The sequence below is a fragment of the Acinetobacter sp. ANC 4648 genome, from assembly GCF_002135345.1.
GTDB lineage: Bacteria > Pseudomonadota > Gammaproteobacteria > Pseudomonadales > Moraxellaceae > Acinetobacter.
Genome location: NZ_NEGI01000005.1, coordinates 22,423 through 48,357 on the forward strand (window position 1 = coordinate 22,423; position 25,935 = coordinate 48,357).

Below are 25,935 nucleotides of genomic sequence, written 5' to 3' on the forward strand. Positions count from 1 at the left end.
CGACGATACTTAAGAAAGATTTACCGAAACAAGACTTTTTTCTAGTTGAATTAACTATACACTATATAAAAGAATAATCAAGCTTTCTTATATATATTTATTTACCTGATAATAAGTAATTAAAACAATAATTTAATTCAGTTATTTCAAGAGCTAAATTAAATACCATAAACTTACTCTACAGCCTAGTAATATTGGTAAATAATAAATGTGATGATATAACTCTGCAATACCAGTACTAACATTTTTAAATTCAAGAATGATATTTGTCTCTCATATACAAAGCTTATATGTATCTCAAAACTAAACTTACTATTTATTGCTAATCAGCTCTATCATTTTATTATCATTGCTTAAATTATATTTAGAAACAAATACCTTATTATCATTAACATACCACCCATGATTTTTCTCTTATTGTATTTTCTAATTGAATTACAAAAATAACGGCTTTTAAATTTCGTAATTTTTCTGCTTCTGTCAGATATTTACCTTACAGAAATCTCATCTTTCATTATATCCTTATATTGCCAAACGATTAGCTTAAATGAATAATAAAAAAAGAATAGAAATATTAATAGAAATGTACAATACAGTATAAATTTATCCGAACATCTCAGCTATTATCCTTATTTTTCACAACATAATTTTTTCCTATATTTTATAATACAGCTGTGATGTGAATTTTTAATAAATGATTTATTTCTGATGTTAAATTTTATCTAAATTATTACTTTTATATCAGTTTGGTGTATGAGTAAAGTAGATGGTCAAACGATGCAGGGTTAGGTTAGTCAACGAGCTAGTAAAAAATATTGTTAAAAAAAAACAATTTCTTGTTAGAGTTCTTTTTCGCATAAGAGAGCTGCAAACTAGGTTCAAGTGCTATTCTTTTTTGTTAAAAAAGAATTTTTTAATCTACTTAAAGGTAACGAGTTTATACAGACTTAGTAAGTTTACCCCCCATTTACTCATGTAAGAACATTTTGTAAAAAGTGTGGATCTACTCTGGGTGAAATTGGTCCAAAAAATGAATCTTTTCCAGTACCTCTTAATTGCCTCGATGATGATCCTATTTGAGGAAATCAATTCCATGTTTTCGTCTCATCAAAACCTGTTTGGTATGAAATAATAAATTTGGCTCCTCAATATCAGGAAAATCCTACTCGATATTAATCTGTAAATATTTAGCTATAATCTTACACCAAATCAAAGGAGCACAGACATAAGAGCTAGGCTGCGCTTAGCATGTATTATGTCAACTTGGTACAGTTAATTACACGTTTAAACAGTATTTAATTCTCTATTTTAGTTATTTATGTACTCTTTAAATACTTCATATAATATTTGACAAATCGTTCCAAAATACCTACTATGCAGCCTCAGTTTACTCCCTCTCGATCTTATCCATGAGTGATGAAAAATCGAATTATCCAGGCCGTCCTAGACAGTTTGAAGATAAAGAGATCATCGACGCAGCCGTAGCGGTCTTTAGTACCAACGGTTATGCAGGTACTTCTGCGCAAAATTTATGTGACAGTACCGGTTTAGGTCGAGGAAGTTTATATAACGCTTTTGGTAGTAAACAAGCCTTATATGAACAAGCTTTATTGCGTAGCCATCAACAAACCATGGCAGCACAATTATCCATTCTCACACAGTCAGGACTGATCAAAGATCGATTACGATCCCTTTTACTTTGGGGGATTGCCGAGGATCTCTCACAATCAGAACAGCACGAAGCCATGGTCTTATTCTCTGCTTTGGAAATGGGAGATAAAGATCAGGCCGTCTCTAGCCTGAATCAAGAATATCGACAACGCCTAGAGAATTCTCTCCTCACAGTATTTGTCGAAGGACAAGTAAATGGGGAATTCAGTACCAAAGCTTCAGCTCTTGAAATGGCGCGAGGCTTTTTAGCTGGTTACTACGGGTTGCGTGTACTGAATAAAAATATTTCAGATAAAAGTTTTCTGGAAGATGTAGTTAATGGCCTTTTAGCCAACTTGTAACTGCATCACCAGCCGAAATGAAATAAAACCCTTAAATTTTGTAATGATCATTAAAGAATAGGAATGCGTTAAAAAAATGCCGTTAGCAGTATATATATTGGGTCTGGCAATTTTCTCAATTGGCACAGCAGAATTGATGGTCGCTGGTATGACAGCCACTTTATCCCATGCGTTTGGAATCAGTGTCGGTGAGGTTGGACATTTAATTTCATATTATGCCTTTGGGGTTCTGTTTGGTGGGCCTGTACTCACCTATTTTTTCCTCAAATATAAAGTTCAGTATAGAAAAGTATTACTGATTCTTTTAGCACTCTATGTAGTAATTCAAGGCTTAAGTGCCTTTACCTCGAGCCATACTATTTTAATCATAATTCGTCTTGTTACGGGTGTCTTATGTGCAGGTTGTTTGAGCCTTTCACTCGCCATAAGCATGGCTATGGTTCCAAACCATGAGCGCCCTCGCGCAGCAGCTATCGTTATTGGTGGCTTTATGATATCCAATGTGTTTGGAGTTCCTCTTGCTACGATGATCGATCAACAATGGGGTTGGCGTATCACTTTTGGCTTAGTCGCTATTTTGGTATTTATTTGTCTCATCGCTCTAGTACGTCTTTTGCCAGCAGTATCTGGTAGTGGACAAATCAAAATGGAAGAAGAGATTAAAGCCTTTAAAAATAAAGCCTATTGGAAAGCCTGTGCTACAAGTTGTTTGATTCTAGGTGCAAGCTTTGCGGCATTTAGTTATTTCGTCCCAGTTTTGGTCGATATCACTGGATTTAGCATGCAAGTTGTACCCTTTATTTTGATGCTATTTGGTTTTTCAAACATTGTGGGCAATATGATCACTGGCCGATTAGCACACAATCACAGTCTTAAGATTATGCTCGTCGGACTAACCGTATTAAGTATGGCGTTGTTCGCTTTTGCAATCTTTGCCGAATATAAAACCGTAGCAATCATCGCAATCATCTTGATTGGATTATCTGGTGTTCCAATGAATCCAGCAATGATGGCGAGAATTGTCAGTGTTGCCCATCCAGGCCCTATGGTCAATGCCGTACACACCTCCGTGATTAACATTGGTTTAGGTGGTGGCTCCTATATTGGTGGTTTAGCGATTATGAATGGTTATGGCTTACGTTCTGGCTTATGGATTGGTGCAGTATTGGCAGTATTAGCATTGGTTTCTATTTTACCTTATGTACGTCATCGTGAACGAGGTTGGTCTTAATTTTATCTTGATAAAATTAAAGCTCAGCACAAAATAAAAAAGCCCAATATTCTGTTGGGCTTTTTTATTTATTTCTTGCGTAAAGTATGATGCCTGTCGTACCTCACTATCCTTATTTAAATCTATTATTATTGTCGGAGCATACTGTTCGCTGTGGGTTCATGATCAAAGATTAGCTTATTTTTAATTCACATAAGCATATTATCTTAAAATATTTAATAATTTAATCACTTGTTACTTTTCATATATGAGGGCTTTGGTGGGTTCACAGACTCATCTTAAGTTCCTTATAAAAAATAGTAATGCCTTCACGCTTAATGACACAGCCCCAAAACATGAATTATATTCACCTACTAGTGAGATAAAATCATTTTTATTCATCTATTGATTAAGGTATAAATTATACCAAGCTCTTAATGAAAGACAATATTCACAGTTAGTCTATCCCCTGTCTATTATTAACAAAGTTATAAAGACTGAGAATACGATTGGCTAGAAAGAATTAAATGGAAATTGTATAGCCTAAAAGAGCATGAATTAATTTCAGGTTTTAACGCAAAAATAGGGTGCTAGATCACATGAGTCAAGAATTTGTATTAAATATTAAAAGCATCAGTTTTGATGAAAACTATCACCCTTCACAAAGTACGCGTCTGACCACCAACTTTGCAAATCTGGCGAGAGGTGAAAGTCGCCAAGAGAACTTGCTCAATACCTTAAGAATGATGAACAATCGTTTTAACTCTTTAGCAAATTGGGATAACCCTACAGCAGATCGTTACGCGATCGAAATTGAAATCGTTTCTGTGGATATTGATATCGAAGGCAATGGTAATAGCTTTCCAACAATTGAAGTATTGAAAACGACTATTGTGGATCACAAAAATAATCAACGTATTGCAGGTATGGTTGGCAATAGTTTTTCTTCTTATGTGCGTGATTATGATTTTAGCGTAGTGTTACCAGAACATAATAAAAACCAAACCAAGTTAAGCACACCAGATAATTTTGGCGACCTGCACGGCAAACTATTTCAATACTTTGTAAATTCAGATGCATACAAAGCGAATTTTAATAAAGCACCTGTCATTTGCCTCAGTGTATCAAGTAGTAAGACCTATCATTGCACTTCAAATCAGCATCCTGTATTGGGCGTTGAGTATCAGCAAAATGAATTTTCTCCGACAGATCAATATTTCGCGAAAATGGGCTTAACGGTTCGCTACTTTATGCCGAAAAATAGTGTTGCGCCATTGGCATTTTATTTTAGTGGTGACTTACTGAGTGATTACACCAACCTTGAGTTGATCAGTGCCATCAGCACCATGGAAACATTCCAAAAGATCTACCGACCTGAAATTTACAATGCCAATTCAGCAGCAGGTCAAGTGTATCAACCGAGTTTGAAATACCAAGATTATTCATTGACTCAGATTGTGTATGACCGAGAGGAACGTAGCCAGTTAGCGGTTAAACAAGGCAAATTTACTGAAGAACAGTTCATCAAGCCTTACCAAAATATTCTTGAGCAATGGGCTGCGAGTTACGCTGCTTAATTTACCGAAATATAGAAGATTATTGATTATGAAAATATTATTACCGACGTCTACAGCTGGCAGCTTACCTAAACCTTCTTGGCTTGCAGAACCAGAGAAACTTTGGTCCCCTTGGAAACTTCAAGATGAGCAACTTATTGAAGGTAAACACGATGCTTTACGTTTGTCATTGCAAGAGCAACAACACGCAGGTATTGATATTGTCAGTGATGGCGAGCAAACCCGTCAACACTTTGTCACCACGTTTATTGAGCACCTGAGCGGCGTTGATTTTGAAAAACGTGAAACTGTTAGAATTCGTAATCGTTATGATGCAAGTGTACCGACAGTCGTTGGGGCTGTGACTCGCGAAAAGCCAGTTTTTGTTGAGGATGCCAAGTTTTTACGTCAGCAAACCAAACAACCGATTAAATGGGCGCTGCCTGGTCCGATGACCATGATCGATACGCTTTATGATAATCATTATAAAAGTCGCGAAAAACTGGCTTGGGAATTTGCTAAGATTCTCAATCAAGAAGCGAGAGAATTAGAAGCTGCTGGTGTTGATATTATTCAATTTGATGAGCCTGCATTTAATGTATTCTTTGATGAAGTCAATGACTGGGGTGTTGCTACCTTAGAAAGAGCACTTGAAGGTCTTAAATGTGAAACTGCCGTACATATCTGCTATGGCTATGGTATCAAAGCCAATACAGATTGGAAAAAGACACTCGGTTCAGAGTGGCGTCAATATGAAGAAGCTTTTCCTAAGCTGCAACAATCTAAAATCGATATCATTTCATTAGAATGCCAAAACTCTCGTGTTCCAATGGATCTCATTGAACTCATCCGCGGTAAAAAAGTCATGGTTGGTGCCATTGATGTGGCAACAAATACTATTGAAACAGCGGAAGAAGTTGCCAACACTTTACGTAAAGCACTTCAGTTTGTAGATGCAGATAAGCTCTACCCTTCAACCAACTGTGGCATGGCACCTTTATCTCGTGAAGTTGCAAGAGGAAAACTTAATGCTTTAAGTGCAGGTGCAGAAATTGTTCGAAGAGAACTATCGGCTTAGCACTAACTGAAATAATGATGTATAAAGTGTTATCTTTTCGGTTTGATTGGAAATTCTTGATCAAGCCGATAACCCCCATCTTAAAATAAGTGTAAGAGTCAGCTCTCCTCAAAACTCATTCAGATGATATGCTTTCGTGGCACAATTGCGTAGTATAGCGAAATCTAAAGAAAAGCTACGGTTCAATTTAGGAATAAAGTGATGATTGAAGCAACAGACTTTAAAAATGCAATGTCTTTGTTAACAAGTGCGGTCAATGTTGTGACTACAACAGGAACATCTGGTCGTCATGGATTCACAGCATCTGCCGTGTGTAGTGTCACGGATACACCTCCGACATTACTGATATGTATGAATAAGGCTTCTCGATCACATACACACTTTATAGAAAATAAAATTTTGACCGTGAATGTCTTAGGCACGCATCATGAGCATATTTCTAAAGTATTTGCGTCTAAAATGAGTTCAGAAGAGCGATTTAAACATGGAAAATGGGCAGAATTAACAACCGGAGCACCAGTTTTAGAAGATGCCTTAGTGAGTTTTGATTGTCATATTGAGCAAATTCAAGAAGTCGGAACGCATACTATTTTTATTTGTCGTACTGTCGCTATTCAACAAAGTGAGCAGGAACATGGTCTTGCTTATTTTAATCGTGCTTATCATCATGTGGGTGAAACGGAAATTGCTTAAACCAACTTGTTATTTTTATAAGTATAGTATGCCTGCTATATTTAATACTCATAAGATCTTAAGCAATTATTTATTTAACATGAATCCCTTATGCGAGATAGCCCTCTAACTAAAGGGCTTTTTTAATAACACTTTTCAATTACTTTTCAACTCCCCAAACCTGCATCGTTTGATCATAACCCACTAGAAATATCAATTAAAATTCTATTAACTGGAAATAAAAAAGCCAATACTTAGTAGATTTAAACTGAATTTTTTTCGAATTTTATTTTAAAAACATTGGAAGTTTTCTTAAAAATTCCCTCAGTTGCAAAATACTTTATTTAGCCTTAAATAATGGCTTAGTACCTAGTTTTGTTTTAGGTGGCTGTTTTTTTATGGCTTTATACTTATCAAGACCTCTAAACTATACCCAATAAAAACCACCTAAAGGTGGTTTTATCTAACATCTTGACAAGATTAATTATATCTAATTTTCAACTTATACTGCATCAAATAGTAAGGAAATTAATCATTAATTCAAAAATACTAAATCTTCTCGATCTGCTTTCAAATAAACTTCTGGACTGCTATATAAGTCCGTAATAATAGCAACCTCGTTTGCATTTAATAAATCTTCATAGATTTTTCTGGCAAAGTTATTAACTCCTGTGGATACCAATACACTTTTGATCTTTTGATTTTTTACTGATAATTCCTTTTCTACATTTTTAAGAGACTCTACAATTAGTATCTTACTCAACCCTAATCCTTGAAAATCAGGATGAATTGCTATTTGATCCAACTCTAATATCACCTCCGCTCTAAATCCTGATTTTTGTGCCCAAAAAATATAACCGCACGTTTTTTCATTTTCGATTAAATAGCAGAAATATCTAGGGTAAGCAGCAAGCGTTGACTCTATCCACTGCTTAGAAGCTGATTGACGTACAAACGATTTATGATGAATCTCTGTAATGTCATCCAAATCACTTTGATTTGCTTTCCTAACTATTTTTCTCATAAATTAGTATCTTAAATTGCTTAATTTAATATTCCAATAACTAGGTTGAATATCCAACCAACCCCAGCTATTAGCGTTGCTAATATAACTGGGAAAAAGATTATCCACAAATCAATCGATAAGTTTATTTAAAAAAGTAAAATGAATAATAATTGCTGATAAAGCCAATACTAAAAAAAATCTTCACGAATCGAATTAAAATTTTCAAAGTATTTTTTGTCCCTCTAATATTCAATATTTAACTTTATTTCTATCTATATTTACTCCAATTTAAATTTTTTCATTAAAAATCAAATTTATAATATTTATCAGAAATTAGAGACACATCATGAATAAGTAATTGTAAAGTAGAAGCCATATACCTGCCATACTCATTCGCTTCATAAATTTATACACCCACGATATGTGACCCAATCTACTATAAAACTAAGTAAGAGTTTTTAGATATTCACCAACCATAAAAAAGAAAACTCTATCAATATATAGAATGCGATAGAGTTTTATATTTTGTAATATTTCCCACTACTTTTAAACAAAAAACAGCATATTAGGAAAGGTTGAAATTAGAATATAAGGATGAAACACGACTTTTCACAGAACCATTATTTTTAATAAGTTATTCCACATAATCCATGTAACGACTATAAACAACTCGCTCACATTTCAAACACTTCCACTTAGTCAAAGGATCCATTTGGTGAACTGGATTCCGCTGTATAATCCGAAATAACCTATAATCATGTCTACAAAATATCGATTGAATTATTTTAATAATCATTTCACTTCTCCCTTGTAGTGAAATTTAAATAAATAGGCTCTCTTACGAGGAGAGACAAACTAGACATAGCTGTTTTCTTAAATACAGCACCTTAAATAATAGCGAATACGTCACACTAAAGTGTAAATTTGTGAAAATAGTTATTTAAATTTGTTATTTTTTAAATTTACATAATTTACTATAATTAGAATTCAAACAATAAAAAGCCTACTTAACTCTCTGAAATTAAGTAGGCTTCTCAATTATCATTTTGATATTTATAGTTCTATTACTTGAATTATTGGAATAACTAAAAGATAGCATCAAGTAACTCATCACTAAGTATAGATAATATAGGGATTATGTTTGATGGTGTTTTAATTAAGTTGTTATTTATTTACAGATTTATCAAAAATTAAGCAAATAGCTCATAAAAGAGTATCTGAGCGCCCTCGCCTAAATAAAAACAACTCATGAATTACTTATCTTTATCCATTGAATGAGGGGTTGTTGCTTTATCTTGCTCGCTTGTGTCTGTATCTCTTTTCTGACAAGCAGTTAAAGCCACCATTAGAACTAAGCTAAGAATTGCAAATATTTTCATAACATACCCACACTGGTTAAAATTCAAACTTAACAAAATATAGTTATTTCAATGTTATTTTATGAAACAAAAAAGACTATCTTCCGATACTCTATTCAGACCACAATCTAACGATTATAGACAAAACAAAGATCTAACTTGCCTTTATTTTATTTATAGTAAGTCCAATCATTTTTACTATTAATCAATATCGGTGAAGACTTGAATGACTCATAATAAACACTATTTATATTTTATTGAGCAGAATAAGAAATTTTCATTCCCACGATATAACCCGTATTATTTTGAAAATCGCCTACTATACGTCCATCAGAAACCTCACCTTTCGCATCACCGAACCACATATAACGACCACCTAAGCTAAAGTTAAGATTTTTATTCACGCTATATTTAGCCGCTAAGCCTACACCCCAATAGCCATTCACAGGGCCTAAAGTCGGTGCGGGGTCACCTGCACCAGAGTCCCATAAACCTGAAACAGCAATCGTAAGATTTGGCATGACTTTTTGACCAACACCAATTTCAACTGCCGTTTGGTCATCATGATAATTCAGTAAGGGTAAACCTTTCCCCAATGCGGCTTCGGTTGATGATTTTAATATTGGTGGATAATATACAAAATCACTCCATGGTACATAACGTACTTTGGCATAAAGTGCTGTTGTTGGATTTAAACCTGTTTGTAGATTTAAATTCACGGATTTTGGTGTAGTAACACTTCCCTTATTTTCATGTGAATAATGATCACCAAATACAATATCCGCTAATGGTACATCCTCGTTGATTGTTGTTTTGTGCTTAATCTCAGAACGGTAAGTTAATGATGCTAAAATCCCTAGATCAGGCTTGGCATAGCTCATACCAGCAACCCAACCAACAGCAATATCATCAAAATTATTGTTATAACCGCTATTTACAACATAAGTTAAACCACGTAAATGTATATCTGCTTCCAGCTCTTGCAATGCTGGACCAGCATAAATCATGACGTTTTTATTCAGGTTATAACCTAATAATGTAGTGATATTTTTCGATTCCACTTCAACACGTGTATTCGCATCCGCTACGGGGATATCTAAGGCAATAAAATTATTTGTGCCTTCGAACTTTACTTTTGCACCATATGGTTCGTCATATATTATAGCTAGACGTAAGCTTGGACTTAAGTCTGTTTTTACTGCGTAGTTCGCAGTTTGAAAACTTCCAGCAATATCAGAAATATTATTGCCACGGATATCCTTACCCATAATATTTGGAGAAATATAGGAATAGCCGACTTCTGCATAAGTCCCCGATTCAAATAAGGCATCAATTTGTTGTGGTGAACGTTCCAATCCTGCTGCATAATTTTTTCCCGAAAATACGAACAACATTCCAACAATAAGATATTTTTTCTTATTTCGCTTCATCTCTATTCCTTTAGTGAAGATATATATCTGTGAATGCCAATCATTCAAATGAACAGCATTCACACCCTGATTAAATAGTCTATTATTCAATCAGATAAGCCATATTTATCGGTGATCAAGGTACATTTAGCCCAATATCTTTTACTGGGTATTTTTTAAAAGTGCCCATGTGATGACGCACTAGATTGATCGCACGCGGGTATCCCCATTCAAAACCATGATGGCTTGGAATCTGCTCTTTAGGGTCTAGGTATAAGTTGTATGCCCAAGGTGCAGGATTAGCAACAGACAGCACTGTGCTATCAATATTCTTACGTGGTGAAGTCGTATCCATAACTTTGAAATGCACTTTGAACTCATTCCAGCGCAATGAGGTAAATTGATTACCAGAATAGAAATACGATGTTTCACGATTCGACTCACCATCATCTGCCAGTAGGAAACTGGTCTGATCGATACCATCGTAATAACGGTCTTTCGGAATGTGGTTGGTTTGTCCGCCCAAAGCAACTGAAGTATTAAATAAATCCAGAATATCAAAGATACCATCACTGACTCGACCCGCTTTAATCATGCCTGGCCAATATGCAATTCCCGGTACGCGAATCCCGCCTTCCCATGTAGTTCCTTTGCCACCTTTCCATGGATGAAAACCTGAATCAGGCCATACATCCTCATTTGCACCATTATCCGATGTGAAAAATACAATCGTATTTTCTAGCTGACCTGTATCTTTTAGTGTCTTCATCAGACGCCCTACTATGTCATCTACTTCAATAACAGCATCTTTATATGGATATTTTTCTGGACTCTTACCTGCATAACCAGGTGCTGGGTAATTGTCGTTATGTAAACGCGAAAAGGAATGTACTAAATAGAAAGGATCATCTTTTTTACCCGCACGGCGGATGAATCCATCTGAATAATCAGCAAATTTTTGATCCATTCTACTAATGTCATCTATCGTTTTAATAGACTGCTCAACTTTAATTGCACCACCTTTCAAACCACTGGTAATTTCTGGTGGTTGTATAGCTCGCATCGCTTCCAAACGTTCAGGATCATGAATTAAGTTTGGATATAAACGCTCATCTATCATTTCATTTAAGTTAGAGACGACTTGTAAAAAACCAAAATATTCGTCATAACCATTTTGTTGTGGATACGCACCTTCAATTTCACCTAGGTGCCATTTCCCAATCATCCCCGTATGATAACCTGCCTTTTGTAAAAGACCTGCTGCAGTAACTTCACCATCCCACGGATTACCTTTCAGTTTTTCACCCGTCAAAATTGGACGAACTAAACCTGTACGAACGGGTAAACGTCCCGTCATCATGGCTGCACGAGATGGCGTACTTAAAGGTTGCGCATAAAATGAGGTGAAACGTAAGCCACCTTGTGCCAATTTATCAATATTTGGTGTTGGTGCACCAACGGCTTCACCACCACCATTGGCACCGATATCTCCCCACCCCATATCATCTACAATAAAAATAAGAATGTTCGGGTTTTTTCCTGTTTTTTGTTTATAAGCATCAATTTTTTTCTGAGCAGCTGCTCGCTGTGCAGGATGAATAATTGCAGGTTCCATATTCTCCGAAGTGACTACAGCTTTCAGAAAAGGATCATCCGCAATCGTTTTCCCTTTTTGGTAGCTTTGCTGAGGTACGGCATATGCCGTTTTTGACAGCATTGCAACTGATAATAAAGCTGTCCCTATCGACAAACACAACTTTGACTTCTTGATACGCATGGTATCCTCCTTGATCACTTTTAAGGCAAAATTATCCCTTCCAGCTTAAACTGGAATATTTTTTATATTTTGAATCAGCGGGTTATGAAGCTAACTTGCATTCAGATATTGTATTAATACATCTTGGTCTTTGATAACTTGCTTATAGAATAGTTTTAATCCAGCGCATGAATAATTTAATCCAGCTTCACCTTCTGGCGTGCTGATAAATCTATTTTTTGGGCATTCACCCCAACAGAGTTGTAAGTAATCACAGCGCTGGCAGTATTTAGGTAAAGTTTGATATTTGTTGTATGCAAACTTTTCCTGTTGTTTTGAGAACACTAAATCCCCTTCATGGATTTCTTTAATATTCCCAAGTTTAAATTCTGGAAAAACAAAGTGGTCACAAGAATAAACATCTCCATTAAACTCTACTGCAACCGACTTGCCACAAATTTGCCCTGTTGTACATTTTTGTGGTCCAAAACCAAATAATTGTGAAATTACATTTTCAAATTGATCAACAAAAACAGTGCCATAATCTTTGGTGAACCACTCTTGCCATATTATTGCCAGAAAAGTCCCCCAATCCTGACTTTTCACAGTCCAATGACTCACCGAAACATCCATTTTTTTGTTCGTATTTGCTTTCGGCTTAATCATCCATTCAGGCTCTACAGGTTCAATCCCTGCGCTGAACTGGATCATTTTAGGACGAACAACATCTTTCAAGTAGTCATAGACTTCTATCGGATATTGAGCATTTACATTGTTCACAACACACAATGCATTAAATTCAATCTGATACTGATGTAATAACTCAATGGCTTTGGCCACTAAAGGATGCGTCGGTTTGTCATTTTTCGTGCGTCGATAAATATCATGTAAATGCTCAGGCCCATCAATTGAAAGCCCAACTAAAAAGTGATTTTCTTTTAAAAAAGCACACCAATCATCATCCAATAACAAACCATTCGTTTGTAAATCATTAAATATAAGTTGATTCGGTTTTTTATATTTTTCTTGTAGCGTAAGCACGTGCCTGAAGAAATCCAGTCCCATTAAAGTCGGCTCACCGCCCTGCCAACTGAACACCACTTCAGGTCCAGTTTGCGCTTCAATATATTGACGAATATGCAATTCTAAAACTGAACTTTCCATACGCGGATATTTCGGTTGCTGTAAAAACTCCTGTTTATATAAATAAAAACAGTATTCACAATCAATATTGCACTGCGCGCCACTTGGCTTAACCATCGAATGAAATTGATAAAGTTCATTTGAATGCACAAGTTTCATTGCTGGTGAAACTGGAATGTTTTCAACTGTGATTCGGCTATTCTGATCAACCATCTTGATTCTCAATCCTTTTGAATAACATTCTCTTGTAATCCGACAAGAGATAAACACGTCTGTTCTTTTCGAATCTGATTTATACACTCAATAATCATTCGATTTCACATCGATATTTTATAACAAGCTAAATTTTTTAAATAAATCCATCGTTATTGCTAATGATCGATTTATTTAAAATATGACTTATGACGTTCATTCACTCAGAATTCAATCAACACTCTGAAGACTAGCAACATTAACGAATGGTGCAACCATGCAAAAGAATGGTTATCGAATAGTTTTGAGTATTTTCTAAATACAAATTGAATATTTTGCGCACATTTTCCGCTCTTTAGAATGGTTCTTATCATCCATTCTTTTCATTTAATTTATAAAAAGTTAGTTTTCATAAAGTGAGTTAGCATTAATTCAATAAATCAAAATAGGATCAAAACAGAAATGGAAACCTTCAACACAAAAATGTTCACAAATAAAGTCGCTATCGTTACTGGTGGAACTTCAGGTATTGGTCAAGCCGTTGCAATTGCTTTTGCACAACACGGCGCAAAAGTTTGGGCACTCGGCTTACAAGCAGCTAAGGCCGTTTATCCAGTCGGTTTAGATATTGAAACTGTTGAAATAGATGTCACAGACAATATAGCTATAGATGCATTCTTCGCAAAAGTTGATCGTATTGATACTCTATTTAATGGTGCGGGTATGGGATCTATTACTGAACATGAATTAGATACCTATAAAAAAGTACTCGAAGTAAACCTAACTTCCGTTTTTTATATTAGTGAAGTCGCGGCGAAAGCTTTAGCCAAATCAGATAATCCATCTATCATCAATGTTTCTTCTCTTTATGCACAATTTGGTTCAGCTATTGCACCAGCTTATTCTTGCTCAAAAGGTGCAATTGACCAATTAACTTTCTCACATGCATTGAGCTTTGCTCAAGCAAACATTCGTGTAAATGCTGTTGCTCCGGGTTGGATTGATACACCACTTATTCAGCCATTGAAAGACATCCCTGAAGTATTCAATAGTATTATGCAACGTTCACCGATGCAGCGCCTTGGAAAACCAGAGGAGATTGCAAAAGTTGTCGTATTCTTGGCTTCAGATGCAGCAAGTTTCGTAAACGGCGCAATTGTGAAAGTAGATGGTGCATACTCAATTTTCTAAAAAAACAATCTATCTAGAAACATTCAAACCTTTAAATTTAAATATGAAAAAGGTTTGAATGTTGACAATTCACACCAATCGTTTTGATGAAATGTTTATCCAAAATTTTGACTAAAACGATTATAGCACGCCACAATAGTTCAATATTTTAAAAGACAATAGCCATGTAGCTTCTTAGATCATTACTAAACAAATCACCTAATGAATTAACCCTTTCTTTTTCACTTTTGTTACGGCTTCTAGCCGAGAACGAACTCCTAATTTGGTATAAATATTACGTAAATGCCATTTCACAGTATTTACCGATAAGAAGACTTTGTCCGCCAACTCAATATCCGTATAACCCTCACTAACCTTTTGTAAAATCTGTAATTCACGCTTTGAGAGTATCTCAACCTGACTGTCTTTGGCAGAGACTATGCCCGTCTCTATATTTTTAGATACGGAGGTTGTAAGCGATAATAATCGCTCCGCAAACCCAAAAGTAGACTGCTCTTTTTTCTGCTTATTTTTAAGACCTGACCGAATATAATCGGCCAACAATGTAAACAATAACGGATGCTCATCCAAAATAATGCGAATCGCTTTAGTCGGCTCAACTAAAACCAATGCTTGCTCAAGCCAGCCCACCGCTGCATCCATCTGATCCAATCGATATTCTGCTAATGCCAATAAAAGCAGAATGCGTGCTTTCCTGAGTGGATAAGCATGAATACGGCTCAATTCTAGCGGTAAAAATTCAAGCGCTAACTTTTCTTTGTCAGTAAAAATAAGCTGACGATAGAGAATTAAATCATCCCCCATCACTACATTGGAAATGTTCAATGTTTTGTTCAAATGTCGATGACAAAGAATTTCTAAATCTTCTGTCGAGGCATCAATAAGTTTTTGCCTATTTCCAAACCATTGAAGTTGATCATAAATATCTTGAACCATGCAACTTAATCTTGACATAGACCAATCATTGGTACAAATTTGCGCTTGTGTGAGACACGCTTGCTCAGCCTGGATACTACCCTGAATATGGGCTAAACGTAATAATACTTCATATCCTATAATCGCAAGATCAGGAATGATCAGATGTTCACCATTATTGAAACTTTTCAGGCTTTGTTCCGACAGACTAATTTCATTTAACTCATAATATAAATTGGCTTTCACACTACTCGTAATCATATTGATAATCGGCGTTAACTGCTCATCTGAACTAAGTTTTAAATAATCTTCACCTTTGCCAATATAATCAAATTTGACCAATGCTTTGTCTAAATTTCCTTCTAAATAATCACATAATGCTTCCACACAATCGGTAAAAATCAGACCGTAAACATTATGTCCCTGTATATAGGCTGCTCTGGTTTGAATTAAGATTTTTCTTGCTTCAGATATTTTACCCAGACCAATATGATACAAGGCTCCAATACCAATTAATGGTGCACGCACAAAATAGGAATCTTCAGATAATTGAGATAAATTTTGTTGTGCCAATTGGTAGGCTTGCTGAATATCATCCCCCATCAGGGCACCCATTGGTGCCAGCCCCAACCACTCTTCTCCAACGCTATTTTTATCAGCATCAATTTTTAACCAAAGTTGTAAATAATGGTTGGCTAATAAATGCTGATGCGTCACGGTCAATGACCAAATAATGTCATACAACAATGTGGCTTTTTGTATCAAAAGCTCATCTGGAATAAGCCTTACCGACTCAAGTAAAGTATAAAAACGCCCATCTAATACTAAATCACGGCACACTTCACTGAGCAGTTCCAAAACTAAAACTTGATCCTCAGCAAGTTCAGCATGGTAAATTGCATCCATTAAAGAATCTTGTTGCTTATACCAATATGCTGCTCGAAGATGTGCGGCTCTATATTGTTCAATACTGGTGAGTTTGAAACGATTTTCGAGAAACTCCCGAAATAAATGATGAATTCGATACCACGAATGTTGCTCATTCAACGCCTGTAGAAATAACCCTTTTTGGCTCATAAGCCCGAGGAATTTTACAGATGCTGAACTCTGTGATACTTCTTGTACACTCAATACATTAATTTTTCGCAATATACTAATATTCAGTAAGAAATCTTGTATTTCTTCAGAAAGTTGAATAAAAACTTGTTCACTTAAATAATCGATAATCTGATTATGTGCCCCACTTAAGCTTTGAATTACGGCACTGACATCATGAGAATTTTTCAGATATAAATTGATTAATTGGATACCTGTGAGCCAACCTTCCGTCTTTAGAATTAATTGTTCAACTAATGTAGGTGTTAACTCGACATGATCAAAATTTTTCTGCTGTAAAAATAGAATTAACTCCGCACTATCTTCAGTTTTGATACTTAAATGTGCTTCTGTTACAAATCTTAATCGTCCAAGTAAATAATCCTTGGAAAAACTCCAGCTTGGTTTTACTCGCGAGCTAATAATCAAATGACAATTTATCGGTAAATATTGATATAGCCACCATAAAATATTTAAACACTCCAAAATGGGATGAACGCCCAATTCTGATTGCAGTGAAACAAGAAAATTCAACACTCACTGAAGCTGAAGTTATAGCTTACTTTGATAATAAAATTGCACGCTGGCAAACTCCAGATGCCGTCATTTTTGTTGCGGCTCTGCCTGTTAACGGAACTGGTAAAATTGTGAAAGCAGAACTCCGTAAACAATTTGGTGATGTTTTACTCAAAGATGAAGTCGTTTAATGACGACAGTTTAAAATAATCATAAGGAAATTGAGATGACAAAAAGTACTACGAAAACAGCATGGGTTACAGGTGGTAGCAGCGGTATTGGTCTTGAACTGACTAAGCGTTTACTAAACGATGGATACCAAGTATGTATTTTTGCACACGCAGGAATTGAACAAGCGGTTACTGAGTTACAAAAAATTTCACCTGCAGTCGGTGGCTTTGAAATTGATGTGCAAAATGAAAGTACTATGGAGGCTAAATTTGCAGAAGCTGTTGCAAATTTTGGTACACCAGACCTTCTCATCAACTCTGCTGGGATCAGTATTGCTAAAAATTTCGATGAAATGACTTCTCAAGAATTCGAAAGACAAATCAATATTAACCTCATCGGCAGCCGTAATGTTGCACATGCGGCATTACCTTATTTAAAACAAGCAGTTCAACAAAGTAAACGCCCTAAACTTGTATTTATTGCTTCTGCTGCTGGCTTAGTTGGTTGCTATGGTTATACAGGTTACTGCTCTTCTAAATTTGGTGTAATTGGATTGGCTGAAGTACTGCGTATGGAATTACGCAGTCAGAATATTGACGTTGCCGTAGTTTGCCCACCCGAAGTAGATACACCGCTTGTTACTGAAGAGCGGAAAAATGGTTCACCAATAACAGCAGCATTAAAGCAATTGGGGGGTAGCATGCCTGTTGATACTGCATGTAAAGAAATTTACCAAGCAATTTTTTCTTCTGAGTTCATGATTATTCCAGGTACTCAAACTCGTATTCTTACAAAAATTTCACGTGTACTGCCTGATCTTTATCGCAATCAAATTGATAAAAAGTTGGATAAAATCATGCAAAAATTTGCCTCTTAATTCAATTAGAAAAGGATCACAAAATCATTAGTGATGTAATACTATTTTATTGCATAAGTCTATTATTATAGGATTAAATAACTCTATTTTATTTATCAGTAAATAAGCTGCTAGAGATAGATTTTTACGACCAAAAGAATTTAGAGTATAAAAATAAATTACTATTTATATACTCTAAATAGTCTTACAAACATCAAAAATATTTAAGAAAATAATAGACTCATTTAATACTTATTACTTTAGATTATTAACCATAATTTCTAAATTATTTCGCATTAGCAAAGCTAAATTGATATCGATACCCTTCAGCATCTTCTGTTCTAATTGCTCTACAATCAAATTGCATTCTGCAATTTTACTCTGCCCACTTGTAGTCAGTTGAATTAAAATTCTACGGCCATGCGTTGGGTCAGAGTGCTTTTCAATCCACCCTAAGCTTAATAAATCCTGTAAAATTTTATTGGCTGATTGCGGTTTTATAAACGAACGCTCTGCAAGTTTAGCATTCGATAAACTCCCCCTTGCGGCAAGTACAGATAAAGCAGTGTACTGAGGTAAAGTAATGTTAAGCTGTTTGAGTTGTTCTGTTAATAATTTACTAATTACCCGATCTACTCGAGCAATCATATAGCTGAGTTTAGGTGAGTAATTTTCATTTGGTTTATTTAAATTGTTAGACATATCTATTCTGAGTTAAATATGATGAAGTATGATCTATTAGACCATACTTCAAATCAAATAATTAAGTTGAACTGCTTAATAATTGCGTATGTTGCTTAGGTTTACCTACTAGCATTAATGCAGCTATTGCAGCAATAAAAATCATTGGAATACTGGCTCCTATGACCATTCCCGCGCTTGAACCAAAAGATAACAACATTCCTGCAAATAATGGTCCTGCAAATGAACCGATTCGACCTACAGCCACGGCAGCCCCTACTCCCGTCCCACGCATTTCTGTCGGATAGAATCTTGCGGCTAAACCATAAAGTGCAGATTGCCCACCGACAATAAATAATCCACAACCAATTGCTGAAAGTGAAAGTAATGCAACTGTTGGTGAAAAAGCTAGACAGCATAATGCAGCCAAAATGCCCACATAAATAAATTTAACAACAAAACTCATTCGTAATTTATCAATTAAGAAGCCCATGAGAATTGAACCAAATACTCCACCAATGTTGTAACCGATTTGGACATAATTGGCTTCGTTTTTTGATAGTCCTTGCGCACCCATCAATAACGGTAACCAATTCAATAATAAATATAAAACAACCAAGGTACAAAAGAAACTGATCCAAAGTTGTATTGTAGAAAAGCGTCGTTCTTTAGCAAAAAGTACTTGCATAAAAGACACAGCAGATTGTTGATTTTTAATTAAATATGCATTCGATTCAGGTAAGAACTTAAGTAATAACGGAATCATCAATACAGGTGCCAAACCACCGATATAAAAAATATGCCGCCATTGGCTATCACCTGCTAGGGCCATTGCCACAAATGATGTCAGCACACCGCCAAAAGGAATACCACTGTACATAATACTGACCGCAGTTCCTTTATATTTATCCGATACTGCTTCTGAAGCTAAGGTAATCATCATGGGTAAAGCTCCCCCCATACCTAAGCCAGTTAAAAAACGGATGATAATGAGTAAGCTGTATTGATTTGCAAAAGCAGTTAAAAGCGACATGATTCCAAAAAGTAAAAGACTAAACATTAGTACTTTTTTTCGTCCAATTTTATCTGCAAAACGCCCACCTAATAATGCTCCGGGTAATGTCCCCAAAGTTGCTGCACTAAATGCCCATGCCATTTGAGCGTTGTCTAAACCAAATTCTGCTCGCATACGCGGTGCTGCTACGCCCATTGATTGCAGGTCAAAACCTTCAAAAACTGCGATAGCAAAACACAAAGCAAGCGTTAATGTGGCCTTCCCTGAATGGCTTACACTTTTTTCCATTCGTATTGTCCTTGTCTTCAATTTTAATTAATACACTTCCTGTATAGCTATTTTTCTTTGCGAAAAATAACGTTAAAAATATCACCTAAACTTATATAAAAAACAACAATTATTTTTATTAAATTTTATTTTTTTTAAATTAAATTATTAAATACATGTACTTAAAAAATAAAAGCAAAATAATGCAAAAAAGACTTGAATGTAAGTTTAACTGATATTAAATTAAAAACCATAAAGCAGACCTAGTCATCACGGAGAAATAATAATGACTTATGAAAATCGTTGGAAAACAGTGGATGTAAAAGTTGAAGCTGGTATTGCTTGGGTGACGTTAAACCGCCCAGAAAAGAAAAATTCAATGAGTCCTACGCTCAATAAAGAAATGATTGATGTTTTAGAAACATTAGAATTAGATCAAGAAGCAGGTGTAGTCGTACTTACTGGTGCAGGCGATTCGTGGACTGCAGGAATGGACTTAAAAGAATACTTCCGTGAAGTGGATTCACAACCTGAAATTTATAACGAACGTATTCGTCGTGATTCATGTCGTTGGCAGTGGCAATTGCTTCGCATGTACTCAAAACCGACCATCGCAATGGTCAATGGTTGGTGTTTTGGCGGAGGTTTTTCACCTCTAGTGGCTTGCGACTTAGCCATTGCAGCTGATGAAGCCACATTTGGTTTATCTGAAATTAACTGGGGTATTCCACCAGGAAATTTAGTCAGTAAAGCTATGGCAGATACCGTTGGTCACCGTACTTCACTTTATTACATCATGACGGGCAAAACTTTTAGTGGTCAAGAAGCTGAAAAAATGGGCTTAGTGAATAAAAGTGTCCCACTTGAACAATTAAAAGCTGAAGTTACAGAATTAGCCAACACTCTACTTGAGAAAAATCCTGTCGTACTACGTACTGCAAAAAATGGTTTTAAACGTTGCCGTGAACTTACTTGGGATCAGAATGAAGATTACTTGTACGCAAAACTGGATCAATGCCTTCACCGTGATACTGAAGGTGGTCGCCAAGAAGGTTTAAAACAATTCTTGGATGAAAAAGCCATTAAACCAGGTTTACAAAGCTACAAACGTACAGGCTAATTTATTCATCAATGGACATGTAAGGAAACATCCCCCATGCAAAATGTACAGTTACTGATTCACGGACAATCTATAAATTCAAGTTCAGGACAAACTTTTGAGCGTATTAGTCCGATTGATGGAAGTGTCGCATCAACAGCTGCGGCTGCAACGATTGAAGATGTAGATCGTGCGATTGAATCTGCACATCGGGCATTTGCAATCTGGTCTACATTATCACCAACGGAACGTCGCTTAAGATTATTGAAAGCAGCGGATTTAATGGATCAAAAAACTGAACAGTTTATACAGACTGGAATGCGCGAAACAGGTTCAACTGCAACATGGTATGGGTTTAATGTTCACCTTGCAGCCAATATACTACGAGAAGCCGCTGGCATGACGACGCAAATCGATGGCAGTATTATTCCATCTGATGTGCCTGGTAATATGGCAATGGGGATTCGAACCCCATGTGGTGTCATTGTTGGCATGGCTCCGTGGAATGCCCCTGTAATTCTTGCAACACGCGCACTTGCAATGCCTTTGGCCTGTGGAAATACCATTGTATTAAAAGCTTCAGAAGCTTGCCCTGCAACTCATCGCTTGATTGCAGAGATTTTATTAGAAGCTGGGCTTGGTGAAGGCGTTGTAAATGTGATTACCCATTCCGCAGCAGATGCACCTAAAATTGTGGAAAGACTCATTTCACATCCACTGACAAAACGTATTAATTTTACGGGTTCAACCCATGTCGGAAAAATTATTGCAGAAACTGCAGCAAAATATTTAAAACCCGTATTGCTTGAACTTGGTGGTAAAGCACCTGTCGTGGTACTGGATAAAGCCAATATCGAAGATGCTGTGAATGCCATTGCTTTTGGTGCTTTCTTCAATCAGGGACAAATTTGCATGTCAACTGAGCGTGTGCTGGTTGATGATAAAATTGCAGATCAATTTATTGAAAAACTTGTAGAAAAAACCAAATCCATTCATGCAGGTAATCCTATGAATGAAAACTACCCTTTGGGTGTTTTAGAAAGTGAGCGTGCTGCAAATCGTCTACAAGGCTTACTCAAAGATGCGCAAGACAAAGGTGCAAGCTTACCTCTCGGAATAAATATTCAGAGAACAGTGATGCAACCGACGGTCATTATTGATGTGACTAAAGATATGAAGATTTATAGTGAAGAATCTTTTGCACCTGTCTGCACGATTCAACGCTTTAAAACGGATGAAGAAGCTATTCAACTTGCAAATGACAGTGAATTTGGCTTGTCTTCTGCTATTTTTAGTCAAGACCTTGTACAAGCCTTAGCGGTAGCCAAACAAATTGAATCAGGAATTTGCCACATCAATGGTGCAACCGTGCATGATGAAGCACAAATGCCTTTTGGTGGTGTAAAACAAAGTGGATACGGTCGCTTTGGTAGTAAAGTATCAGTTGCAGAATTTACTGAACTTCGCTGGATCACCATTCAAACGACACCACGACACTATCCTATTTAAACAGATGTAAGGATAAAGAATAGGAATGATTACTCTTTATCCTTCTATAATGAAAAATAGTAATAAAAAATTTACATGGAGTAAGACAATGGCGCAAATGAATGCTGCCCCGCGGAACTATCCTGAGCGTTTAGTAAAACTTGGTGGACATGAAATTAATTTTCATTATGACAATGAAATGCTCTATATCTCTCCAAAAGAACAATTGAAAAATTATCCGCAAAAACTGACAGATCGATTATTACAATATGCTGAATCTCATCCAGATCGTACTTTTGCCGCTAAAAGAGATCAACACGGTGAATGGATAAAGTTAAGTTATGCTGAAACCGTTAAACGCGCATGGAATATTGCTCAGGCATTACATAATCGCTCAGAACTTTCTGCTCAACGCCCTCTAGTCATTCTATCTGGCAATGATCTTGAGCATTTGACACTTTCAATGGCTGCAATGCTTGCTGGCGTTCCTTTTTCTGCAATATCCCCTGCATACTCACTTATTTCAAAAGACTTTGCCAAACTTAAACATATATTCGAAGTATTAACCCCAGGCATGGTCTTTGCGCATGATGGAAATGCCTTTGCTCAAGCGATTCAAACTTGTGTAAAAGATGATGTAGAAATTGTGACTTATTCTGGAAAAGTTGCTGATCAAAACTGTACGTCATTTCAAAGTTTATTAGATACAACCACACAAAATATCGAACAGCATTATTCAACCCTAAATGAACATCAAATTGCTAAATTTTTGTTCACCTCAGGTTCAACAAAACTACCTAAAGCAGTTCCAACGACACATTTAATGCTATGTGTAAATCAGCAAATGCTTTTACAAACTTTCCCTGAATTTGAAGAGACTCCACCCATCTTATTAGACTGGTTATCTTGGCACCACACCTTTGGGGGCAGTCATAATGTGGGGATTGCCTTATATAACGGTGGAACAATCTACATTGATGATGGTAAACCCGTTGCAGGTAAGTTTGATGAAACCATCCGAAACTTAAAAGAAATTTCACCCACCGTATATTTAAATGTTCCGAAAGGTTGGGAAGAACTGACCGAAGCTTTGGAAAATGATCCAGTTCTTAGAGACTCATTTTTTAGCAACGTCAAAATCCTATTTTTTGCAGGCGCAGCACTTTCAGAAGTAGGTTGGAATCGACTAGACCATATTGCACAACAACATTGTGGCGAACGAATTCGTATTATGTGTGGTTTAGGCATGACTGAAACAGCACCATCTTGCACCTTTTCTACAGGTCCGCATGTCATGGCAGGTTTCGTCGGTTTCCCCGCACCTGGCTGCGAAATTAAACTTGTACCTAACAACGATAAACTAGAATTCTGTGTTCGTGGATTACATGTAATGCACGCTTATTGGCGTTTAACCGAAGAGCAAAAATCTGAAGTATTCGATGATGAAGGATTTTATCGTACTGGTGATGCTGTTCGTTTAGTAGATGTCTCTGATCCAAACCAAGGTTTAATGTACGACGGACGAATTGCGGAAGATTTTAAATTAAATACAGGAACTTTTGTCAATGTCGGCACACTACGCAATAAAGTTCTCATTCAAGGCAATCAACTCATTCATGATGTTTGTATCACAGGCTCAAATTTAAATGCTATTGGTTTCTTGATTTTCCCCAAATTAGAAGCTTGTGCAACTTATGCAGGCTTGTCCATTTCTCAACATTCTGCTCAAGACATTTTACAGCACCCCAAAGTTCAGCAATGGTTTAAACAATTTTTAATTGAATTTAATAAAGATTCAACAGGAAGTTCAAATCGAGTCTCGATGGTGTATTTGATGACGGAAGTACCACAGTTAGATCTGGGGGAAGTCACAGATAAAGGTAATCTGAATCAAAGCAATATTTTAAAAAGACGTAGTAATCTCGTAGATGCCTTATATAACAAAGTTAATGACCATCCGCTGCTGATTAGAATTCCTACGTTAAATAACTAAGCTCTAACATTCCTAAATTTTAAAGTTATACAACTCTTTTTTGGGGTTGTTCCCTTTTTCGACTCTATTTTTTATAAAAAAGGTAAAACTATGCCATTAGATAGTGAATTTGAACTTTTTAGAGATAATTTTCGACGTTTTTTGCATGAATATGTTGCACCTTATTATGAGCAATGGGAAGAACAAGGTTTGATCCCACGTGAAATATGGAACAAACTGGGTGAAAATGGATTTCTTTGCGTAGATGTACCAGAGCAATATGGTGGATATGGAGCTCCTGTCCACTATTCACTGATGTTAGTACAAGAAACTGCTCAAGCTGGGTTTACTTCCCTCGCTGTTGCAATAGGTGGACAAAGTGAACTGGTTTCACCTTATATTCAAAATATAGGTTCAGAACAACAAAAAAGCTTTTGGTTGCCCAAAATGGTGACAGGTGAAGTCGTTAGTGCTATTGCCATGACAGAAGCCAATGCTGGTTCAGACTTACAAGCCATTCGAACGCAAGCTATTTTACAAAATGATCACTATTTAGTAGATGGTTCAAAAACATTTATCTCCAATGGTCATCATGCCGATCTGATCGTATTGGTGGCAAAAACTGACCCTCAAGCTAGAGCGAAAGGTATTTCAATTTTATTGGTCGATGCACATCTTGAAGGCGTAAAAAAAGGTCGTACGCTTAAAAAAATTGGCTTACATGCACAAGACACCGCCGAACTTTTTTTTGATCAAGTTCGAGTTCCAGCCCATCAGCTCTTAGGTGAAATGGGTAAAGGATTTGCTTATTTAATGCAAGAGTTACCACGTGAAAGACTCAGCATTTCCATGATGGCGTTGGGTTCCATCTTAGGCGCAATTGAACTGACGAAAACCTATGTACTAGAACGTAAAGCTTTTGGTCAAGCACTAAGCCAATTTCAAAATACTCGTTTTGTCCTTGCACAAGCTCAAATCAAAGCAAAGGCTGCACAGGCTTTTGTAAATCAATGTGCCGAATTATATCGTTGTGAACAACTTACCGTCACTGAAGTTGCGGCACTTAAATGCTTTATTACCGATACACAATGCGAAATTATGGACCAGTTACTCCAGTTATTTGGTGGTTATGGCTATATGCAAGAATACCCAATTTCACGCTTTTTTGTAGATGCACGCGTGCAAAAAATTTACGGTGGAACCAACGAAATTATGAAAGAAATCGTTGCTCGTGATCTCTTGGGAAAATAAAACATCATTCCCTCCTTGTCCATTAA

19 protein-coding genes and 1 pseudogene are annotated in these 25,935 nt (G+C 36.2%); 12 read left to right on the top strand and 8 right to left on the bottom strand.

Features of this window, described 5'->3' with window-relative positions:
- Positions 1–1,409: 1,409 nt before the first annotated feature.
- The 5 genes from B9T27_RS09660 (at position 1,410) to B9T27_RS09680 (ending at position 6,549) form a co-directional block, all read left to right on the top strand.
- Positions 1,410–2,012, top strand: coding sequence for a TetR/AcrR family transcriptional regulator (locus B9T27_RS09660; protein WP_086206624.1), 603 nt, complete (start codon positions 1,410–1,412; stop codon positions 2,010–2,012).
- Between the two features lie 76 nt (positions 2,013–2,088).
- Positions 2,089–3,243 carry an MFS transporter gene (locus B9T27_RS09665; RefSeq protein ID WP_086206625.1) on the top strand — a complete coding sequence of 385 codons (1,155 nt, stop codon included), beginning with the start codon at positions 2,089–2,091 and terminating at the stop codon, positions 3,241–3,243.
- 578 nt (positions 3,244–3,821) lie between these two features.
- On the top strand, positions 3,822–4,799 hold the full coding sequence (locus B9T27_RS09670; protein ID WP_086206626.1) for a DUF1852 domain-containing protein: 978 nt from the start codon (positions 3,822–3,824) through the stop codon (positions 4,797–4,799).
- A 28-nt stretch (positions 4,800–4,827) separates the two neighbouring features.
- A complete protein-coding gene (locus B9T27_RS09675) occupies positions 4,828–5,856 on the top strand; it encodes a methionine synthase (protein ID WP_086206627.1) in 1,029 nt (342 codons plus the stop codon).
- 201 nt (positions 5,857–6,057) lie between these two features.
- Complete coding sequence (locus B9T27_RS09680) at positions 6,058–6,549, top strand: flavin reductase (protein WP_086206628.1); 492 nt, start codon at positions 6,058–6,060, stop codon at positions 6,547–6,549.
- Between the two features lie 514 nt (positions 6,550–7,063).
- Here B9T27_RS09680 and B9T27_RS09685 read toward each other — a convergent pair.
- The 5 genes from B9T27_RS09685 to B9T27_RS09700 all read right to left on the bottom strand — a co-directional run bounded on the left by B9T27_RS09685 (position 7,064) and on the right by B9T27_RS09700 (position 13,413).
- On the bottom strand, positions 7,064–7,552 hold the full coding sequence (locus B9T27_RS09685) for a GNAT family N-acetyltransferase (RefSeq protein ID WP_086206629.1): 489 nt from the start codon (positions 7,550–7,552) through the stop codon (positions 7,064–7,066).
- A 1,235-nt stretch (positions 7,553–8,787) separates the two neighbouring features.
- Positions 8,788–8,913 carry a hypothetical protein gene (locus B9T27_RS15135; protein WP_265733421.1) on the bottom strand — a complete coding sequence of 42 codons (126 nt, stop codon included), beginning with the start codon at positions 8,911–8,913 and terminating at the stop codon, positions 8,788–8,790.
- Between the two features lie 233 nt (positions 8,914–9,146).
- Positions 9,147–10,322: an OmpP1/FadL family transporter gene (locus tag B9T27_RS09690; protein WP_086206630.1), complete on the bottom strand. Its 1,176-nt coding sequence runs from the start codon at positions 10,320–10,322 to the stop codon at positions 9,147–9,149.
- A gap of 115 nt (positions 10,323–10,437) precedes the next feature.
- The gene (locus B9T27_RS09695) at positions 10,438–12,078 is read right to left on the bottom strand and encodes an arylsulfatase (RefSeq protein WP_086206631.1); all 1,641 of its coding nucleotides are present in this window, start codon (positions 12,076–12,078) and stop codon (positions 10,438–10,440) included.
- A gap of 90 nt (positions 12,079–12,168) precedes the next feature.
- Positions 12,169–13,413, bottom strand: coding sequence for an anaerobic sulfatase maturase (locus B9T27_RS09700; protein ID WP_086206632.1), 1,245 nt, complete (start codon positions 13,411–13,413; stop codon positions 12,169–12,171).
- A gap of 441 nt (positions 13,414–13,854) precedes the next feature.
- Between B9T27_RS09700 and B9T27_RS09705 the strand changes: the two genes are divergently transcribed.
- Positions 13,855–14,583, top strand: coding sequence for an SDR family NAD(P)-dependent oxidoreductase (locus tag B9T27_RS09705; RefSeq protein ID WP_213033016.1), 729 nt, complete (start codon positions 13,855–13,857; stop codon positions 14,581–14,583).
- 198 nt (positions 14,584–14,781) lie between these two features.
- Here the strand turns inward: B9T27_RS09705 and B9T27_RS15065 are convergent, their stop codons facing one another.
- Positions 14,782–16,575, bottom strand: coding sequence for a LuxR C-terminal-related transcriptional regulator (locus B9T27_RS15065; protein WP_322853576.1), 1,794 nt, complete (start codon positions 16,573–16,575; stop codon positions 14,782–14,784).
- A gap of 500 nt (positions 16,576–17,075) precedes the next feature.
- Here B9T27_RS15065 and B9T27_RS09715 point away from each other — a divergent pair.
- Both B9T27_RS09715 and B9T27_RS09720 read left to right on the top strand, forming a co-directional pair.
- Positions 17,076–17,300, top strand: a pseudogene (locus B9T27_RS09715) (AMP-binding enzyme); the annotation flags it as partial.
- 35 nt (positions 17,301–17,335) lie between these two features.
- Positions 17,336–18,157, top strand: a complete 822-nt coding sequence (locus B9T27_RS09720) for an SDR family NAD(P)-dependent oxidoreductase (RefSeq protein WP_086206634.1) — start codon at positions 17,336–17,338, stop codon at positions 18,155–18,157.
- 234 nt (positions 18,158–18,391) lie between these two features.
- Here the strand turns inward: B9T27_RS09720 and B9T27_RS09725 are convergent, their stop codons facing one another.
- Both B9T27_RS09725 and mhpT read right to left on the bottom strand, forming a co-directional pair.
- The gene (locus B9T27_RS09725; RefSeq protein ID WP_086206635.1) at positions 18,392–18,838 is read right to left on the bottom strand and encodes a MarR family winged helix-turn-helix transcriptional regulator; all 447 of its coding nucleotides are present in this window, start codon (positions 18,836–18,838) and stop codon (positions 18,392–18,394) included.
- A 61-nt stretch (positions 18,839–18,899) separates the two neighbouring features.
- Positions 18,900–20,120 (bottom strand): 3-(3-hydroxy-phenyl)propionate transporter MhpT, encoded by a 1,221-nt coding sequence (mhpT, locus tag B9T27_RS09730; RefSeq protein WP_086206636.1) that lies wholly within the window; start codon positions 20,118–20,120, stop codon positions 18,900–18,902.
- A gap of 259 nt (positions 20,121–20,379) precedes the next feature.
- On the opposite strand from mhpT, the gene B9T27_RS09735 reads away from it, so the two are divergent.
- From B9T27_RS09735 to B9T27_RS09750, 4 genes are all read left to right on the top strand, one after another.
- The gene (locus tag B9T27_RS09735; RefSeq protein WP_171263383.1) at positions 20,380–21,219 is read left to right on the top strand and encodes a p-hydroxycinnamoyl CoA hydratase/lyase; all 840 of its coding nucleotides are present in this window, start codon (positions 20,380–20,382) and stop codon (positions 21,217–21,219) included.
- 36 nt (positions 21,220–21,255) lie between these two features.
- On the top strand, positions 21,256–22,707 hold the full coding sequence (locus B9T27_RS09740; RefSeq protein ID WP_086206638.1) for an aldehyde dehydrogenase: 1,452 nt from the start codon (positions 21,256–21,258) through the stop codon (positions 22,705–22,707).
- Between the two features lie 88 nt (positions 22,708–22,795).
- Entirely contained in the window at positions 22,796–24,679 is a 1,884-nt protein-coding gene (locus tag B9T27_RS09745) for a feruloyl-CoA synthase (RefSeq protein WP_171263380.1), read from the top strand.
- Between the two features lie 90 nt (positions 24,680–24,769).
- A complete protein-coding gene (locus B9T27_RS09750; RefSeq protein ID WP_086206639.1) occupies positions 24,770–25,909 on the top strand; it encodes an acyl-CoA dehydrogenase family protein in 1,140 nt (379 codons plus the stop codon).
- Positions 25,910–25,935: the final 26 nt, after the last annotated feature.

Bases quoted from the DNA above. Each gene is read 5' to 3' on its own strand.
- B9T27_RS09660 (WP_086206624.1), top strand. From the start codon at position 1,410: ATGAGTGATGAAAAATCGAATTATCCAGGCCGTCCTAGACAGTTTGAA.
- B9T27_RS09665 (WP_086206625.1), top strand. From the start codon at position 2,089: ATGCCGTTAGCAGTATATATATTGGGTCTGGCAATTTTCTCAATTGGC.
- B9T27_RS09670 (WP_086206626.1), top strand. From the start codon at position 3,822: ATGAGTCAAGAATTTGTATTAAATATTAAAAGCATCAGTTTTGATGAA.
- B9T27_RS09675 (WP_086206627.1), top strand. From the start codon at position 4,828: ATGAAAATATTATTACCGACGTCTACAGCTGGCAGCTTACCTAAACCT.
- B9T27_RS09680 (WP_086206628.1), top strand. From the start codon at position 6,058: ATGATTGAAGCAACAGACTTTAAAAATGCAATGTCTTTGTTAACAAGT.
- B9T27_RS09685 (WP_086206629.1), bottom strand. From the start codon at position 7,552: ATGAGAAAAATAGTTAGGAAAGCAAATCAAAGTGATTTGGATGACATT.
- B9T27_RS15135 (WP_265733421.1), bottom strand. From the start codon at position 8,913: ATGAAAATATTTGCAATTCTTAGCTTAGTTCTAATGGTGGCTTTAACT.
- B9T27_RS09690 (WP_086206630.1), bottom strand. From the start codon at position 10,322: ATGAAGCGAAATAAGAAAAAATATCTTATTGTTGGAATGTTGTTCGTA.
- B9T27_RS09695 (WP_086206631.1), bottom strand. From the start codon at position 12,078: ATGCGTATCAAGAAGTCAAAGTTGTGTTTGTCGATAGGGACAGCTTTA.
- B9T27_RS09700 (WP_086206632.1), bottom strand. From the start codon at position 13,413: ATGGTTGATCAGAATAGCCGAATCACAGTTGAAAACATTCCAGTTTCA.
- B9T27_RS09705 (WP_213033016.1), top strand. From the start codon at position 13,855: ATGGAAACCTTCAACACAAAAATGTTCACAAATAAAGTCGCTATCGTT.
- B9T27_RS15065 (WP_322853576.1), bottom strand. From the start codon at position 16,575: ATGAGCCAAAAAGGGTTATTTCTACAGGCGTTGAATGAGCAACATTCG.
- B9T27_RS09720 (WP_086206634.1), top strand. From the start codon at position 17,336: ATGACAAAAAGTACTACGAAAACAGCATGGGTTACAGGTGGTAGCAGC.
- B9T27_RS09725 (WP_086206635.1), bottom strand. From the start codon at position 18,838: ATGTCTAACAATTTAAATAAACCAAATGAAAATTACTCACCTAAACTC.
- mhpT (WP_086206636.1), bottom strand. From the start codon at position 20,120: ATGGAAAAAAGTGTAAGCCATTCAGGGAAGGCCACATTAACGCTTGCT.
- B9T27_RS09740 (WP_086206638.1), top strand. From the start codon at position 21,256: ATGCAAAATGTACAGTTACTGATTCACGGACAATCTATAAATTCAAGT.
- B9T27_RS09745 (WP_171263380.1), top strand. From the start codon at position 22,796: ATGGCGCAAATGAATGCTGCCCCGCGGAACTATCCTGAGCGTTTAGTA.
- B9T27_RS09750 (WP_086206639.1), top strand. From the start codon at position 24,770: ATGCCATTAGATAGTGAATTTGAACTTTTTAGAGATAATTTTCGACGT.